The 16,531-nt window shown below is 69.4% G+C and carries 13 protein-coding genes; 12 read left to right on the top strand and 1 reads right to left on the bottom strand.

Translation table 11 applies throughout. The features are described from left to right. Nucleotides 1-218: 218 nt before the first annotated feature. The 6 genes from nirB (at nucleotide 219) to C5E10_RS10635 (ending at nucleotide 7,345) form a co-directional block, all read left to right on the top strand. Entirely contained in the window at nucleotides 219-2,804 is a 2,586-nt protein-coding gene (gene nirB, locus C5E10_RS10660) for a nitrite reductase large subunit NirB (RefSeq protein WP_104331614.1), read from the top strand. Continuing rightward, the gene (gene nirD, locus C5E10_RS10655) at nucleotides 2,801-3,190 is read left to right on the top strand and encodes a nitrite reductase small subunit NirD (protein WP_104331613.1); all 390 of its coding nucleotides are present in this window, start codon (nucleotides 2,801-2,803) and stop codon (nucleotides 3,188-3,190) included. The genes nirB and nirD overlap by 4 nt, the downstream gene beginning before the upstream one ends. After that, complete coding sequence (gene cobA, locus C5E10_RS10650) at nucleotides 3,187-4,422, top strand: uroporphyrinogen-III C-methyltransferase (RefSeq protein ID WP_104331612.1); 1,236 nt, start codon at nucleotides 3,187-3,189, stop codon at nucleotides 4,420-4,422. The genes nirD and cobA overlap by 4 nt, the downstream gene beginning before the upstream one ends. Then, nucleotides 4,419-5,600, top strand: a complete 1,182-nt coding sequence (locus C5E10_RS10645) for a uroporphyrinogen-III synthase (protein ID WP_104331611.1) — start codon at nucleotides 4,419-4,421, stop codon at nucleotides 5,598-5,600. The genes cobA and C5E10_RS10645 overlap by 4 nt, the downstream gene beginning before the upstream one ends. Nucleotides 5,601-5,627: 27 nt before the next feature. Next, the gene (locus tag C5E10_RS10640) at nucleotides 5,628-6,341 is read left to right on the top strand and encodes a sirohydrochlorin chelatase (RefSeq protein WP_104331720.1); all 714 of its coding nucleotides are present in this window, start codon (nucleotides 5,628-5,630) and stop codon (nucleotides 6,339-6,341) included. 149 nt (nucleotides 6,342-6,490) lie between these two features. After that, on the top strand, nucleotides 6,491-7,345 hold the full coding sequence (locus C5E10_RS10635) for a formate/nitrite transporter family protein (protein WP_104331610.1): 855 nt from the start codon (nucleotides 6,491-6,493) through the stop codon (nucleotides 7,343-7,345). Between the two features lie 215 nt (nucleotides 7,346-7,560). Here the strand turns inward: C5E10_RS10635 and gndA are convergent, their stop codons facing one another. Then, on the bottom strand, nucleotides 7,561-9,033 hold the full coding sequence (gene gndA, locus C5E10_RS10630) for an NADP-dependent phosphogluconate dehydrogenase (protein ID WP_104241661.1): 1,473 nt from the start codon (nucleotides 9,031-9,033) through the stop codon (nucleotides 7,561-7,563). Nucleotides 9,034-9,245: 212 nt separating this feature from the next. Between gndA and C5E10_RS10625 the strand changes: the two genes are divergently transcribed. The 6 genes from C5E10_RS10625 to C5E10_RS19405 all read left to right on the top strand — a co-directional run bounded on the left by C5E10_RS10625 (nucleotide 9,246) and on the right by C5E10_RS19405 (nucleotide 16,465). Then, nucleotides 9,246-10,079: a hypothetical protein gene (locus C5E10_RS10625; RefSeq protein WP_104331609.1), complete on the top strand. Its 834-nt coding sequence runs from the start codon at nucleotides 9,246-9,248 to the stop codon at nucleotides 10,077-10,079. Between the two features lie 175 nt (nucleotides 10,080-10,254). Beyond that, entirely contained in the window at nucleotides 10,255-10,854 is a 600-nt protein-coding gene (locus C5E10_RS10620; RefSeq protein ID WP_104331608.1) for a 50S ribosomal protein L25/general stress protein Ctc, read from the top strand. A 96-nt stretch (nucleotides 10,855-10,950) separates the two neighbouring features. Then, nucleotides 10,951-11,544 (top strand): aminoacyl-tRNA hydrolase, encoded by a 594-nt coding sequence (gene pth / locus C5E10_RS10615; RefSeq protein WP_104331607.1) that lies wholly within the window; start codon nucleotides 10,951-10,953, stop codon nucleotides 11,542-11,544. Continuing rightward, entirely contained in the window at nucleotides 11,541-11,978 is a 438-nt protein-coding gene (gene dtd, locus C5E10_RS10610; RefSeq protein WP_104331606.1) for a D-aminoacyl-tRNA deacylase, read from the top strand. Before pth ends, dtd begins: the two co-directional genes overlap by 4 nt. Nucleotides 11,979-12,050: 72 nt before the next feature. Further along, entirely contained in the window at nucleotides 12,051-15,665 is a 3,615-nt protein-coding gene (gene mfd, locus C5E10_RS10605; RefSeq protein WP_374953502.1) for a transcription-repair coupling factor, read from the top strand. 2 nt (nucleotides 15,666-15,667) lie between these two features. Continuing rightward, nucleotides 15,668-16,465: a MazG nucleotide pyrophosphohydrolase domain-containing protein gene (locus tag C5E10_RS19405; protein WP_258071089.1), complete on the top strand. Its 798-nt coding sequence runs from the start codon at nucleotides 15,668-15,670 to the stop codon at nucleotides 16,463-16,465. The last annotated feature ends 66 nt before the right edge of the window (nucleotides 16,466-16,531 follow it).

Below are 16,531 nucleotides of genomic sequence, written 5' to 3'. Positions count from 1 at the left end.
GAGCGCGCGTGCCAAGGAAGTTGCCTCGGCGAAACAGCAGCACGCACGTCGCGAAACATGCGGTTTCTACGCTCTGACCATGTCAGCGACCACCCGTCGCCGTTCATCCACGGAGGAGCCACGATGCGCGCACCCACTCGAGCACACCGAGACGAGCTGTGATGACCCCGAAACAATCGCCGTACGGTGACGAAACATCCCAGACCTACGCTCACGACATGCCCACCCCCGCGCCCCGCTCTCGCCACGTCGTGGTGATCGGCGCTGGCATGGTCGCGCACCGATTCATCGAGTCGCTGCGATCGCAGGACTCCGATGGGGTCTGGGCGATCACCGTCATCGGCGACGAGCCGTGGCGCCCCTACGACCGGGTGCAGCTCACGAGCACCTTCTCGGGCGTCGACCCGGCCGCGCTCGAGCTGGGCAGACCGCTCATGTGGTCGCACCCCAACGTGACGCTCCGCACCGCCGAGACCGTGACGAGCATCCACCCGGAGACCCGCACCCTCGTCACCTCCCTCGGCGCGACCGAGCACTACGACGAGCTCGTCATCGCCACCGGGTCCGCCGCCGCGAAGCCCCCGATCGCGGGAGTGGACGCGCCAGGCGTGCACGTGTACCGCACGGTCCACGACGTGGTCGCGCTCAAGGCGGAGGTTGCGGAGTTGTCACAGCGACTCGGCCGAACCGTCCGCGGCGCGGTCGTCGGCGGGGGACTCCTCGGCCTCGAGGCCGCAGGCGCCATGGTCGCCCTCGGCGCCGAGTGCACCGTCGTCCAATCGTCCGGCCACCTCATGTCCGCCCAGCTCGACGCGGGTGGCGGCGAGGCCCTCCGTCTCCTCATCGAGCACCTCGGCGTGGATGTGCGCACCGGTTCACGAGCCAGCGCTGTCGTCCTCGACGCCGAGGGCCGCGCGGCGGGCCTCGACTTCCCGAACGGCGAACCCGAGCTCGCCGACCTCGTCGTCTTCGCCGTCGGCATCCGGCCCCGCGACGAGCTCGCCCGCGACGCCGGGCTCGCGCTCGGCGCTCGCGGTGGCATTGAGGTCGACGACTCCTGCCGCGCATCCGCCGCCAACATCTTCGCGATCGGCGAGGTCGCCTCCATCGACGGTGAGTGCTTCGGGCTCGTCGCCCCCGGATATTCCATGGCAGAGGTCGTCGCGAACCGCCTCACCGGGGGAGAAGCGACCTTCCCCGGAGTCGACCTCTCGACGAAGCTGAAGCTGACGGGCGTCGACGTGGCGAGCTTCGGCGATGCCTTCGCCGAGTCACCAGGCGCGCTGGAGGTCACCTACGCCGACCCCGTCGGCGGCGTCTACAAGAAGCTCGTCATGTCCGACGACGGGAAGGTGCTGCTCGGCGGCATGCTCGTCGGCGACGCCTCCGCCTACACCTCCCTGCGCCCGATGGTCGGGCGCGAGCTCGGCACCGACCCGGCCGCGTACCTGCTGCCGGCCGACGGCATGCCGGAGGTCGGCGGCGACCTGCCGGACGACGCCACCGTCTGCTCCTGCAACAACGTCTCGGTCGGCGCCGTGCGCGGCGCCGTCACCGACCACGCTTGCACCGACCTCGCGGGTGTCAAGGCCTGCACCAATGCAGGCACCGCGTGCGGCTCCTGCGTGCCGCTCGTGAAGAAGATCTTCTCCACGGAGCTCGCGAAGACCGGCGTCGAGGTGAGCAACGCGCTCTGCGAGCACTTCGCGATGTCCCGCGCCGGGCTCTTCGACGCCGTCCGCGTCACGGGCCTCCACACCTTCACGGGCATCATCGAGCGACACGGCAACGGTGGCCGCGGCTGCGACATCTGCCGCCCGGTCGTCGCCTCGATCCTCGCCTCGCTCGGCAACGGGCACATCCTCAAGGGCGAGCAGGCAGCCCTGCAGGACACCAACGACCACGTCATGGCGAACATGCAGAAGGACGGCACCTACTCGGTCGTCCCACGCATCCCCGGCGGCGAGGTCACCCCGGACGGGCTCATCGCGATCGGCGCCGTCGCCAAGGAGTACGGCCTCTACACGAAGATCACCGGCGGCCAGCGCATCGACCTCTTCGGCGCCCGCATCGAGCAGCTGCCCGAGATCTGGAAGAAGCTCATCGACGCCGGGTTCGAGTCAGGGCAGGCGTACGGCAAGGCGCTGCGCAACGTGAAGTCGTGCGTCGGCTCCACCTGGTGCCGGTACGGCGTGCAGGACTCGGTGGCCATGGCCATCTTCCTCGAGCTGCGCTTCCGCGGCCTCCGCTCGCCGCACAAGCTGAAATTCGGCGTCTCGGGATGCGCACGCGAATGCGCCGAGGCGCGCGCGAAGGACGTGGGTGTCATCGCCACGGAGAAGGGCTGGAACCTCTACGTCGGCGGCAACGGCGGCTTCACGCCACGCCACGCGGAGCTCCTCGTCGAGGACCTCGACGACGAGCAGCTCATCACCGCCATCGACCGCTTCATCGGCTACTACATCCGCACCGCGGACCGGATGCAGCGCACGGCCCGCTGGATCGAGGACCTCGACGGCGGCATCGACACCCTCCGCGCCGTCGTCCTCGAGGACAGCCTCGGCATCGCGGCGGACCTCGACGCCATGGTCGCGAACCACGTCGACAACTACAAGGACGAATGGCAGGAGGCGCTCAACGACCCCGAGGTCATGGAGCGGTTCGTCTCCTTCGTCAACGCCCCCACCACGCCGGACCCCTCGCTCGGCTACGTGCCAGAGCGAGGGCAGCTCCGCCCGGCAAACGACACCGACCGCAGCGCCGGCACGGTCATCGCAGGAACGACCTTGGAGGTCCGACGATGAGCATCGCCATCGACACGCAGGCGGCCGACGCCGTGGCCGCGCAGACGCAGTGGGTCGCCGTCTGCCCGCTGAGCGCCCTCCACCCGGAACGTGGGGTCGCCGCCATCCTCGACGGAACGCAGATCGCGCTCTTCCGCCTCGGCGACGAGTCGGTGTTCGCCGTGCAGCAATCCGACCCGTACTCCGGCTCGCAGGTCATGAGCCGTGGCCTCGTCGGCACTCGCGGCGGACGGCTCACCGTCGCCTCGCCCATGTTCAAGCAGGTCTTCGACCTCGCCACAGGCGAATGCCTCGACAGCGTCGGCAAAGAGGAGCGCACCCTCCTCACCTACCCCGTGCGCATCGAGCACGGGACCGTGCTCGTCGACCTCGGAGGCACACGATGAGCACGCTCATGGCACTCGACTTCACCGGCCGGGACGTCGTCATCGTCGGCGCGGGCGCCGTCTCCGCGAGACGCGCCCAGAAGTTCGTCACGGCCGGCGCATCCGTCACCATCGTCGCCCCCGAACTCGGCGGCACGATCGGCGGGCTCGTCGCCGACGGGCTCGTCACCTGGCTCGCCGAGCCCGTCCGCGCAGACCACCTCGACGGTGCCTGGTTCGTCCACACCGCCACCGGCGACAGGACCACCGACCTGCTCGTCGCCGAATGGGCCAATGAGCGACGCGTCTGGTGCGTGAACGCGAGCGACGCATCCGCCGGCAGCGCCAAGACCCCCGCCACTTCCGACGCAGGGGCCGTCGAGATCGGCGTCGTCTCGAAGCAGGGCGCCGACCCGCGCCGCAGCCGCCTCATCTGCGACCAGCTCGCCGAGAACCTGCGCGCCGGAGACATCGACCTGCGCCGCCACCGTGCAGGCACAGGTCGGGTCGTGCTCGTCGGCGGGGGACCCGGCGACGCCGACCTCATGACGCTCCGCGGACGACGCGCCCTCGCGGAGGCCGACGTCGTCGTCACCGACCGCCTCGGGCCGCGCTCGGTGCTCGCCGAGCTGCCCGCCGACGTCGAGATCATCGACGTGGGCAAGCAGCCTGGGCACCACCCCGTGCCGCAGGACGAGATCAACCGCATCCTCGTCGAGAAGGCCAAGCAGGGGCTCGTCGTCGTGCGCCTCAAAGGCGGAGACCCCTTCGTCTACGGGCGGGGTGGCGAGGAGGTGCTCGCCTGCAACGAAGCGGGCATCGATGTCGAGGTCGTCCCCGGCATCAGCAGCGCCATCTCCGTCCCGGCCGCCGCAGGCATCCCGGTCACGCACCGCGGCGTCGCCAACTCATTCCAGGTCGTGACCGGCCACCAGCGACTCGGAGCCGAACTCCTCCGATCGGTGAAGGGCGACACGTGCACCCTCGTGGTGCTCATGGGAGTCTCCGCCCTCGGCCGCATCTGCGACGAGCTCGTCGACGCCGGAGTCCGAGACGACATGCCCGTCGCCATCGTCGAGAACGGACACACACCCCGCCAGCGCGTCACGCGCGGCAGCCTCCGCACGATCGACGCCACAGCGCGCAGCGTCGGCGTCGCCAACCCCGCCATCATCGTCATCGGCGAAGTCGCCCAGTTCGGCCTCCTGCAGGCCACTCGTTCGCTCCAGGAACAGGACGCACTGTCAGCATGAGCCTCCCACCAGCGAGCGGTGCACGCACCCGCCCTCCCCAGGAACAGCACCTGGCAGGCGTCGTCGTCGTCGTGACAAGCGACCGCCGCTCCGGTGAGCTCGCGACCGCCCTCGAACGACGCGGGGCGATCATCCGCCACTCTCCCTCGCTCACCATGACCGCCGTCGAAGACGACGCCGACCTGCTCGACGCGACGAAGCGCGTCATCGCGAACCCTCCGGACATCGTCGTCGCCACCACCGGCGTCGGCTTCCGAGGGTGGATCGACGCAGCGGATGCGCACGGGCTCGCGGAGGACCTCGTCGCGGTGCTCTCCCACGCGCGCATCGTCGCGAGGGGACCGAAGGCACGCGGGGCGATCCAAGCGGCCGGGCTCAACGCCGACTGGGTGGCCGAGTCGGAGACCTCCGCCGAGCTCGCCCAGTTCCTGCTCGCAGAAGGCGTCGAGGGTGCGCGCATCGCGCTCCAGCACCATGGCTCGGGAGCCGACGGACTCGACGAGGAGTTCCTCGCCGCGGGGGCCGACGTCGAGAGCCTCATCGTGTACCGGTGGGGGCCACCCGCCGACCCGGCGCTGCTCTCCCGGTGGGCCTTCAAGGCGGCGGACGGCGAGGTCGACGCGATCGTGTTCACGTCGGCGCCGGGTGTCTCCGCCTGGCTCGAGTCGTTCTCCGGCGATGCTGACGCGGACGACGCCGAGAAGACCGGCGGCGCGCTCGACCGCATCCGTCAGCGCTGCCGCGACGGGTCGCTCGTGACCGTCGCGGTCGGCCCCATCACCGCCGCCCCGCTCCGCTCGGTCGGCATCGAACCCGTCGTCCCGAAGCGCGGACGGCTCGGCGCGCTCATCCGCGAGCTCATCGAGCACTACGCGCAGCGCGCTGCCGAAGGCATCGAGACCGAAGCGGGACGCCTCTTCCTCCGCTCCAGCTGCGCCGTCATCGGCGACGACGTCATCGAGCTCTCCCCGGGTGCCCTGCGAGTCCTGCGCCTCCTCGCCGGCAACCCGGGCGGTGTCGTCACGAGGGAGCAGATCCTCGCCAGGCTGCCGGGCAGCCCGACGACCACCCATGCGGCCGACGTCGCCGTCGCCCGCCTCCGCGAATCCTTCGGCGACCGAGCGATCGTGCAGACCGTCGTGAAGCGCGGCTACCGACTGCGCATCCGCACGAGCTGAACCCAGGCCAAGAGAGTGAGCACGGAGATGAACGAGCAGCCCCCGCGTCCCACGATCCTCGTGGGTGCATCCCACGGGACGGACAACACCGACGGGCAGGCCGTCATCCGCGAGCTGCTGCGTCGCGCCCAGCAGCTGCGGCCCGACGTGCAGGTCGTCGAGGCGTTCGTCGACGTCCAGCAGCCGAGCCTCGTCGAGGTGCTCGCGGGGCTCCCGGAGGACGCCGACGTCGTGGTCGTGCCCGTGCTGCTCACAGTCGGCTTCCACACGCAGGTCGACATCGCCGAAGCCGTGGCCGCACGCCCCGGCACCTCCGTGGCCGCCCCGCTCGGCCCCGACGCGCGCCTCTCGCAGCTGCTCTGGGAGCGTCTCCTCGAGGCTGGCGGCGGTGCCGAAGACGGAGTCGTCATCGCCGTCGCGGGTTCCACCGCCGCCGTCGCCGTGCCCCGCTTCCACGAGCTGCGCGAGCAGTTCAACGGCATCGGCGGTGCGGATGCGCTCCTCGGCTACGGCGCGGCGCTCGACCCTCGCGTGCCGGCCGCCGTCGATATCGCCAGGCGCCAGCGACCCGGCGCGAGCGTCAGCATCGCCAGCTACCTCCTCACCCCGGGCTTCTTCCACGACCGGGTGTCGGAGGCGGGAGCCGACATCGTGGCGGCGCCCCTCGGCGTGGACGACCGCATCGCGGAGATCATCCTCGAGCGGTTCGACGCCGTCGTCACCATGGCAGCACTCGTCTGACGGCGCTTCTCACAGCGCGCGGACGGAGGCGAGAGGGAACGGAAACCAGACCGCACCGCACGAGCCACGGGGCCGAAACTGCACGCGAATAGCGTGTGGACACCGGGCCGAACTCGGCCACAGAGCACCGCCAGAGCGAAAGGGAACCTGTGTCCTACGTCAAGCCGAACGACCTCGTCACCACCATGATCGATGCCGGCGAGAGCAAGATCTTCCTCTCGACCCGCGACACCATCATCCGCTCCACGATGGGAGGTGCCTTCCTCACCATCGCCGCGGCCTTCGCCGTCACCGTCAGCGTGACGACCGGCGTCCCGCTCCTCGGCGCCCTGCTCTTCCCCGTCGGCTTCATCATGCTGTACCTGCTCGGCTACGACCTCCTCACGGGAGTCTTCGTGCTCGGCCCGCTCGCCTGGCTCGACAAGCGGCCCGGTGTCACCCTCCGCGGCGTGCTCCGCAACTGGGGGCTCGTGTTCGTCGGCAACTTCATCGGCGCCTTCACCATCGCCGTCCTCATGGCCATCGTCGTCACGAACGGCTTCGCGACGCCCCCGAACGAGGTGGGCGAGGCCATCGGCCACATCGGCGAAGGCCGAACCGTCGGCTATGCCGAACACGGTGCCTCCGGGATGCTCACGCTGTTCGTCCGCGCGGTGCTCTGCAACGCCATGGTCGCGACCGGAGTTGCACTCGCCATGATCTCGAAGAGCGTCTCCGGCAAGGTCATCGCCATGTGGATGCCCATCATGCTGTTCTTCTTCATGGGCTTCGAGCACTCCATCGTGAACATGTTCCTGTTCCCGTCTGGCCTGCTCCTCGGCGCAGACTTCACGCTCCTGGACTACCTCATCTGGAACGAGATCCCGACGGTCGTCGGCAACCTCGTCGGCGGACTGCTCTTCGTCGGCCTGCCGCTCTACTTCACCTACGGCCGCACCGGTTCGCCTCGAGCGGTGGCCGCCAAGCTCGCTGCGACCGAGGCGAAGGCCCCCGCCGCGGTCTGAGCTGCCCGCTTCAACAGCTCACCCGGCTGACCCGGCTGACCCGGCTCACCCGGCTGCACCGGGCGGAAGAGTCAGCCAGATGCATCCTCCTTCGTAAGGGAGCCTGCTTCTGGCTGACTCTTCTCGGGGTTCTGCATGTAAGAGGCCCCGGCCCTCAGGCGATTGCCTGAAGGTCGGGGCCTCGCGCGCGTTGCTTCTGCGTCTCGCCGAGCTCGCTACGCGTTGTGCTCGGTGCGGTCGCCGGACCAGTCGGTGTGGAACACGCCGTCGCGGTCGACGCGCTTGTAGGTGTGGGCGCCGAAGAAGTCGCGCTGCCCCTGGATGAGGGCGGCGGGGAGGCGCTCGGCGCGGAGCCCGTCGTAGTAGGACAGCGACGAGGAGAACGCGGGGGCGGGGATGCCGGCCTGCGCTGCCTGCACGACGACGCGGCGCCATGCTGCCTGCGCGGTGTCGACGGCCTCGCGGAAGAACGGTGCGGTGACGAGGGCGACGAGCTCGGGGTTCTCGGCGTAGGCCTCGGTGATGCGGTTCAGGAAGCGGGCGCGGATGATGCAGCCTGCACGCCAGATCGCGGCGATGTCGCCCTTCTTGATGTCCCAGCCGTACTGCTCGGCGCCGGCGATGATGGCGTCGAAGCCCTGCGAGTAGGCGATGATCTTGGACGCGTAGAGCGCGAGGCGCACGTCCTCGACGAAGCCGTCTGCGTCTTCGACCTGGAAGCCGTCGGGGCCGGGGAGGGTGCGGGATGCGGCGCGCTGCTCGAGCTTGGAGGAGACGGAGCGGGCGAACACGGCTTCGGCGATGCCGGAGACGGGCACGCCGAGGTCAAGCGCGGTCTGCACGGTCCAGGCGCCGGTGCCCTTGGCGCCGGCGGCGTCGAGGATGACGTCGACGAGCGGGAGCTGCGTGTCGGCGTCGACCTGGCGGAGCACCTCTGCGGTGATCTCGATGAGGTACGACTCGAGCTCGCCCTTGTTCCACTCGGCGAAGATCTCGGCGATCTCGGCGGGGGACTTGCCGGTGCCGCGGCGGATGAGGTCGTAGGCCTCTGCGATGAGCTGCATGTCGGCGTACTCGATGCCGTTGTGGATCATCTTCACGAAGTGGCCGGCGCCGTCGGTGCCGACGTGGGTGACGCAGGGCTCGCCCTCGGCGACCGCGGCGATGGTGCGCAGGATCGGGCCGAGGGTCTCGTACGACTCGACGGTGCCGCCCGGCATGAGGGAGGGGCCGTTGAGGGCTCCCTCTTCGCCGCCGGAGATGCCGCAGCCCACGAAGTGGATGCCCGTGGAGCGCACGGCTGCCTCGCGGCGGCGGGTGTCGGTGAAGAGGGCGTTGCCGCCATCCACGATGATGTCGCCAGGCTCGAATGCCTCGACGAGCTGGTTGATGACCGCGTCGGTGCCGGCGCCCGCCTGCACCATGATGATCGCCGTGCGGGGCTTCTGGAGGGAAGCCGCGAAGTCGGCGACCGACTCGGAGGGCACGAACCCGGCCTCGGGGTGCTCCGCGACGAGCGTGCGGGTGCGCTCGGGCGAGCGGTTGTACACGGCGACGGTGTTGCCCTCGCGGCTCGCGAGGTTGCGTGCGAGGTTGGAGCCCATGACGGCCATGCCGACGACGCCGATGTTCGCGCTTGGGGACGAGCCGGTTTCCGAGGAGATCGAGGGGGCAGCGTCAGTGGTCATAGATGCGTCTCTTTCAAAGTGGATGCGAGCTCCCGTCAGGGCGATGCACGGGACACTCCACGGTATTGCACGACGGGCAGTCGTACCCTGACTTGTGGCACGAGCGAGGCAACCATTTCCGATCATGACGAAACGGCGCCGGATTCGGCACACAGCCAGGACGATAGCTGGCTGCATGCGTGACCGCGAGCACCAAGACAGGAGACACTCCAGTGGCTGACCATGACGCCCGCACGAGAGCCTATGATTTCGGGCGCCCAGACGATGACGGCGACGCCATCACCGATGAGCAGCCCACGACGGCGATGCCGCGGACACGCGCGACGCCGTCCACCTCTCGGGCGTCGTCATCCAGCCTGTACGAGGGAAGCGACGAGTCGACCCGCGTCATCCCGCAGCAGGCGCCGCCGCCGGCTCCCGTGTCCGCGCCCGCGGCACCTGGTCGTCCGGCAGCGGCGGCTCGGCCGCCGCGCGCTGGTCAGCAGTCCGGTCTCGCGGATGCGCGTGGCAGCGAGGCGCGGAGCGGCCGCGCCCGCGAGTCGGCGAGCCCGAGCGTGTGGGCGCGCATCGGCTCGGTCTTCCTCGCCGTCCCGCTCTACGTGATCTGCGTGGTCGCGTTCAGCGCCATCCCCGTGCTGATCATCGTCTCGGGCGTCTCCTCGTCGGCGGGCAGCTTCTTGGGTGACGGTGTGGGTGTCTCGCCGGTGTGGACGATGCTCGTCACGATGCTCGCGGCCGTCGGCTTCTTCCTCATGGCGCTCACGATGCGGCTCTCCGGCACGGGCTCGGTCGTCTCCGGGGCGCTGTCGGTGCTCGCGGGACTCGGCTGCTTCCTCCTGCACGCGCAGATCACGGCCGCGCTCGTCGCGGCTCCGCTCTGGCAGGAGGAGCTCTCGACGTTCCAGCTGTTCGCGGGTCCGGCATCAGGCATGGCGGTCTCGCTGCTCGCCGCCGAACTCGTCGTCTTCGGGTTCGCGATGCTGGGGGCAGGAGCTGCTGTCAGCAGCGCCAGACGCCACGGCTGGCGCAAGGCCGTCGGCTTCTAGCAGCTCGTTCCGGCGGTTTCGAGGAACGGCACCACGCGGCGCCCGTCATGGCGTAAAGTGGGGGGCTGAACTTCGGCGAGGGGCCGTAAGGCCCGTGATCGACGCGGTGATGTGTCCTTGAATGGGCCTCCACACGCTTCCTCAGTCTGTCGAGAACCACCATCAAGGAGACAACATGGCAGAGACCAACAAGCTCAGTGTCGAACTGCGCGAATCGTTCGGCAAGGGTGCAGCGCGCAAGATCCGCGCCGCCGGCAAGATCCCCGCGGTCCTCTACGGCCACGGCACCGAGCCCCGCCACCTGACCCTCCCGGGTCACGAGACGATGCTGCTCATCCGCAAGGCGAACGCGCTCATCGAGCTCGACATCGAGGGTGACAAGCAGCTCGCGCTCGTCCGCGACGTCCAGCGTGACCCGGTGCGCCAGATCATCGAGCACCTCGACCTCGCGGTCATCCGCAAGGGCGAGCGCGTCGAGGTCGACGTGCCGCTGCACCTCATCGGCGAGCCCTTCCCGGGCACGATCGCCGTCCAGGACGCGACGACGATCCTCGTCGCCGCCGACGCGACGGCCATCCCGAGCTTCATCGAGGTCTCGGTCGAGGGCCTCGAGGATGGCACGCTCATCCACCGCGAAGACCTCAAGCTCCCCGAGGGCACCGTCCTCGTCGAGCTCGCTGAGGACGCCGAAGAGGTCGCTCTCGTCTCGATCCAGACGCCTCGTGGCGAAGACGAGGACGAGGACGACGAGGAAGAAGCAGCCGCGGCCGAGTAGTTCCTCGTCTGGCGTCGTCGACTCGACGTATCTTCGGAAGGCGGGTGGCTTCGGCTGCCCGCCTTTCGCGTCCCGTCTCATGAAAGGCTTTGCAGCATGGCAGCAGACACCTGGCTCGTCGTCGGACTCGGCAATCCCGGCGAGAAGTACGCGAGGAACCGTCACAACGTCGGGCAGTTCGTCGTGGATGAGCTCGCGAAGCGCATCGGGGCCAGCTTCTCGCGGCACACCAAGGCGAACGCTCGTGTGGCAGAGGGGCGCACGGCTCCCGGCGGCCCGAAGCTCGTGCTGGCGAAGTCGAACGGCTACATGAACACCTCGGGCGGCCCCGTCTCGCAGCTCGTCGACTACTACGGGGTCGATGTCGACCACGTCATCGTCGTGCACGACGAGCTCGATCTGCCCTTCGACACGTTGAAGCTCAAGGTCGGCGGCGGCCACGGCGGTCACAACGGCCTGCGCGACATCAGCGCGGCACTGGGCGATCCCGGGTACCTGCGTGTGCGCGTCGGCATCGGGCGCCCGCCTGGACGTCAGGACGCCGCGGACTTCGTGCTGAAGGACTTCGCGGGCAGCGAGCGGGACGTGCTCCCTGTCCTCGTCGGCGACGCGGCAGACGCGGTCGAGCTCATCGCTCTCGAGGGCATGCAGGCCGCGCAGCTTCGAGTGCACACGGCAGCTGGCGCGTGAAGCTCGTCATCCAGCGCGTCACCGAGGCGAGCGTCACGGTCGGCGATCGCACGGTCGGCCGCATCGACGAAGCCGGGCTCCTCGTCCTCGTCGGCGTGACCCACGCGGATACCGAGGCGGATGCGGCCAAGCTCGCCCGCAAGCTGCTCGGTCTGCGCATCCTGAACGACGAGAAGTCCGTCCTCGACACGGGCTCGCCGCTGCTCGTCGTCAGCCAGTTCACGCTGTACGGGGATGCACGCAAGGGGCGGCGGCCGTCCTGGTCGCTCGCGAGCGGTCGCGAGCATTCCGAGCCGCTGGTGGAGGCTTTCGTCTCGGACCTCCGCGCCGGTGGAGTGCGAGTGGAGACCGGCGAGTTCGGCGCCATGATGAAGGTCGCGAGCGTCAACGACGGACCGTTCACCGTGCTGCTCGAATCGGCTGAACTCGCGTAGCTCGCTCTCAGCGCAGAAGAGAGCCTGGGGACTGTAGGAAGTATCTTCCCCTCGGCGCGTACAATTCCCCGAGTGACTCTGCACGGCTTCGTACGCTCCATCCAGTCCACCCCTTCGTTCGAGCGCGCCATGGGGCGCGCCGGTCGCGACACCGACTTCTCGCTCGTCGATGGGGCAAGGGCCCCGCTCATCGCGAACCTCCTCGCCGCGCGCCAGGCCGAGCTCGGCGCCGCCCCGATGCTGTTCGTGCTCACCGCGACGAGCCGTGAGACCGAGCAGTTCGGCGCCGACCTGCAGACGTTCGTGCCGGACGCGCACATCGCCGAGTTCCCAGCGTGGGAGACGCTCCCGCACGAGCGGCTGAGCCCCTCCGTCGAGACCACCGGTCGCCGACTTCGTGCCATGCGCGAGCTCACCGACTGGAAGGCGGGGGAGCGCACCGCGCCGTTCGTGCTGCTCGCCTCCGTGCGCGCCGCCCTCCAGCCGCTCCTGCCCGGTCTCGACGCGGCCACGACCATCCGCCTCGAGCGCGGCTCTCGTGGCAACGACCTCTCGAGCCTGGCCCTGCAACTCGTCGACCTCGCCTACTCGCGGGTCGACATGGTCACGCGACGCGGCGAGTTCGCCGTCCGCGGCGGGATCCTCGACGTGTTCCCACCGGACGCGTCGCACGCCCTCCGCATCGACTTCTTCGGCGACGAGGTCGACGAGATCCGCGTGTTCTCGGTCGCGGATCAGCGCTCGCTCGAGTCCGAGGTCACCGAAGCCCTCATCACGCCGGCCCGGGAGCTGCTGCTCACCGAGAGCGTGCGCCAGCGCGCACGCGAGATGCAACACGAGTTCCCGAACCTGCAGCAGATGCTCGCGAAGATCGCAGAGGGCATCCCCTCAGAGGGCATGGAATCGCTCGCCCCGGCGCTCGTGAGCGAGCTCGTCCCGATCACGAGCTACCTGCCGGAGGATGCCGCCATGGCGGTGCTCTCGCCCGAACGAGTCGCGACCCGCGCCGTGCACCTCTCCGAGACGAATCACGAGTTCCTCGAGGCCGCCTGGAGTGCCGCGACCGCCGGTGCGGATGCCCCCATCGACCTCAGCTCCGGCGACTTCCTCAGCGTCTCCGGCCTCCGCGACGCTCGCGGTGCCCGGCCGTGGTGGTCGCTCTCGCCGTTCCAGTCGCTGGAGATCCCGGAGGAGCAGCTCGACGCGAGCGAGATCCTCGCCGTGAAGATCGAGGGCGACGCGGTGCCCAGCTTCGCCGGCAACGCCGACGGCGCGATCGAGCACGTCTCGGCGCTCCTCAAGGAGGGCTGGCGCGTCGTCGTCACGAGCCAGGGGCCCGGCCTCGTGGAGCGTGCCAGCCAGCTGCTCTCCGAGCATGGCGATGCTGCGAGGCTCGTCGACGAGCTGCCCGACGAGCTCGAGACCGGCGTCGCCTACCTCACCCAGTCACCCGTCTCCACAGGCGTCCAGGTGCCCGGCCAGAAGCTCGCGCTCGTCACCGAGACCGACTTCTTCGGACGCGCCGTCGGATACGACTCGCGCCAGCCGAAGAAGCTCGCCAGACGACGCGCCAACTCGGTCGTCGACCCGCTGCAGCTCAAAGCCGGCGACTTCGTCGTGCACGAGACGCACGGCATCGGCAAGTTCATCGAGCTGCGCCAGCGAGAGGTCCAGGCTGGCGGCAGGAACGCCCCCAAGACCGTGCGCGAGTACCTCCTCATCGAGTACGCGCCGTCCAAACGCGGCCAGCCAGGTGACAAGCTGTTCATCCCGACCGAGCAGCTCGACCAGCTCACGAAGTACGTCGGCGGCGAGGCGCCCGCCCTCTCGAAGATGGGCGGCTCCGACTGGTCGGCCGCGAAGGGCAAGGCCCGCAAGGCCGTGCGTGACATCGCCGTGGAGCTCGTGAAGCTCTACAGCACCCGCATGGCCTCGAAGGGGTACGCGTTCGGGCCCGACACGCCCTGGCAGCACGAGCTCGAGGAGGCGTTCCCGTTCGTCGAGACGCCCGACCAGCTGCAGACCGTCGACGAGATCAAGCGCGACATGGAGCGACCCATTCCCATGGACCGCCTCGTCTCGGGCGACGTGGGCTTCGGCAAGACCGAGGTCGCCGTGCGTGCCGCGTTCAAGGCGGTGCAGGACGGCAAGCAGGTCGTCATCCTCGTACCCACGACGCTGCTCGTCCGCCAGCACCACGAGACCTTCTCGGAGCGGATGGCGGGGTTCCCCGTCACCATCAAGCCGCTCAGCCGGTTCCAGTCGAAGAAGGAGTCGGAGGAGACGATCCGCGGCCTCGCCGACGGCTCCGTCGACATCGTCATCGGAACGCATCGCCTCCTCACCGACACCATCGCGTACAAGGACGTCGGCCTCATCGTCATCGACGAGGAGCAGCGGTTCGGGGTCGAGCACAAGGACGCGCTCAAGAAGCTCAAGGCCAACGTCGACATCCTCGCGATGAGCGCGACGCCCATCCCTCGAACGCTCGAGATGGCGGTGACGGGGATCCGCGAGATGTCGACCCTCGCGACCCCACCGGAAGACCGGCACCCGATCCTCACGTTCGTGGGCGCCAAGTCCGAGCGCCAGGTCGCCGCCGCGATCCGCCGCGAGCTGCTGCGCGAGGGGCAGGTGTTCTACGTGCACAACCGCACCGCATCCATCAACCGGGTGGCGGCGGAGATCGCCGAACTGGTGCCGGAAGCGCGGGTCGCGGTCGCGCACGGCAAGCTCAGCGAAGCGCGGCTCGAGCAGATCATCGTCGACTTCTGGGAACGCAAGTTCGACGTGCTCGTCTCGACCACCATCGTCGAGACCGGCCTCGACATCGCCAACGCGAACACGCTCATCATCGACGATGCCGAGCGCTACGGGCTCAGCCAGCTGCACCAGCTGCGCGGACGTGTGGGCCGCGGACGCGAGCGCGCCTACGCCTACCTGCTGTACGACGGAACGCGCCCGCTCACGGAGACCGCGACCGACCGCCTCGAGACGATCGCGGCCAACAACGAGCTCGGCTCCGGCATGCAGGTGGCCCTCAAGGACCTCGAGATCCGCGGCGCGGGGAACCTGCTCGGCGGCGAGCAGTCCGGTCACATCGCCGGCGTCGGCTTCGATCTGTACCTGCGCATGATCGGCGAGGCCGTCAACACCTTCCGCGGCGAGGTCGCGGAGGGGCAGACGGAGCTGCGGCTCGAGATCCCCGTGGATGCCCGTGTGCCCGAGGACTACGTCGCGAGCGAGCGACTGCGGCTCGAGGCCTACCAGAAGCTGTCGAGTGCCTCCAGCCCGAACGCGAAGCCGGGCCAGATCGGGCTCGTCCTCGAGGAGCTGCAGGACCGCTACGGGGAGCCGCCCATCGAGGTGCAGCGCCTCATCGAGGTCTCGAAGCTGCGCCGCCTCGCCGTCAAGGCTGGACTCGGCGAGCTCGTCGTGTTCGGCAAGACGCTGCGCATCGGACCCGCCGAGTTGAGCGACTCCAAGCAGATGCGCCTGCGCCGCATGTACCCGGGGTCGAAGATCGTCGATGCCACGAACTCGCTCGCGATCCCCATCCTCGAGGGCCGCGACGGCAACCCGCCGAGCGACGAGGAGATGCTCATCTGGGTGCGCAGCATCCTCAAGGCCATCTTCGAGGTGGAGGACGAGGTCGTCGAGGTCCCCAGCGACACGGAGGCCAAGTAGCCGTGGGGGAGGCGAGCGATCGTCCCGAGCTGCTCCGGCTGCTCAGCGTCGTGGAGGCGTTCCGCGGAGAGGCCGGATGCGCCTGGTACGAGGAGCAGACCCACGCAACGCTCGTGAAGTACCTCACGGAGGAGTCCGCGGAGCTCGTCGAGGCGCTCGAGAGCGACGACCCCACCGACATCCGCGAAGAGCTCGGCGACGTGCTCTTCCAGGTGCTCTTCCACTCGGACATCGCCGCCCAGCGGGCGCAGGGCGCCTTCACGCTCGAGGACGTCGCTCGTGAGCAGGCCGACAAGCTCGTGCGCCGGAACCCGCACGTCTTCGGGCCGACGCCCACCCGCGACGTCGACGAGATCATCCGCCTCTGGCAGGAGGCCAAAGCCATCGAGAAGCGCGACCGCACGAGCGTGCTCGACGGCGTGCCCCGAGGGATGTCGGCGCTTGCGCTCGCGCAGAAGCTGCTTGGCAAGGAGCGCCAGGTCGGCTCGTCACCGCAGACCGTTGCCGCCGCACCTGCCACCACCACCGACTCGGGATGGGTAAATCACTTCGAGATGGAAAACGAACCATCCGGAAGTGAAGCAGTCATCCCGAAACTTGGGGTGGTGGAGGTGGCGGCAGCCACCGGGGACACTCCTGACGCGGAACTGGCGCTCGGGCGAACGCTGCTGGCGCTCGTGCGAGACGCGGATGCGCGGGGGGTCGATGCCGAGCGCGCGATGCGGCTCGCCAACCGCGAACTCGAGGCGCGCATCCGCTCGGCCGAAGCCGAAGCCGAAGCCGAAGCGCGAGACCCCTGAACTGCGTGATCGCTGCCCGTTGAATACCCCTTTGGGGCAAGGGTTGGAGGGCGAATCGCCGGGCAG

It is taken from the genome of Pseudoclavibacter sp. RFBG4 (assembly GCF_002931515.1).
GTDB lineage: Bacteria > Actinomycetota > Actinomycetes > Actinomycetales > Microbacteriaceae > Pseudoclavibacter.
The sequence above is the reverse complement of the archived record's forward strand: the minus strand, read 5'-3'. Positions and strand labels throughout refer to the sequence as shown.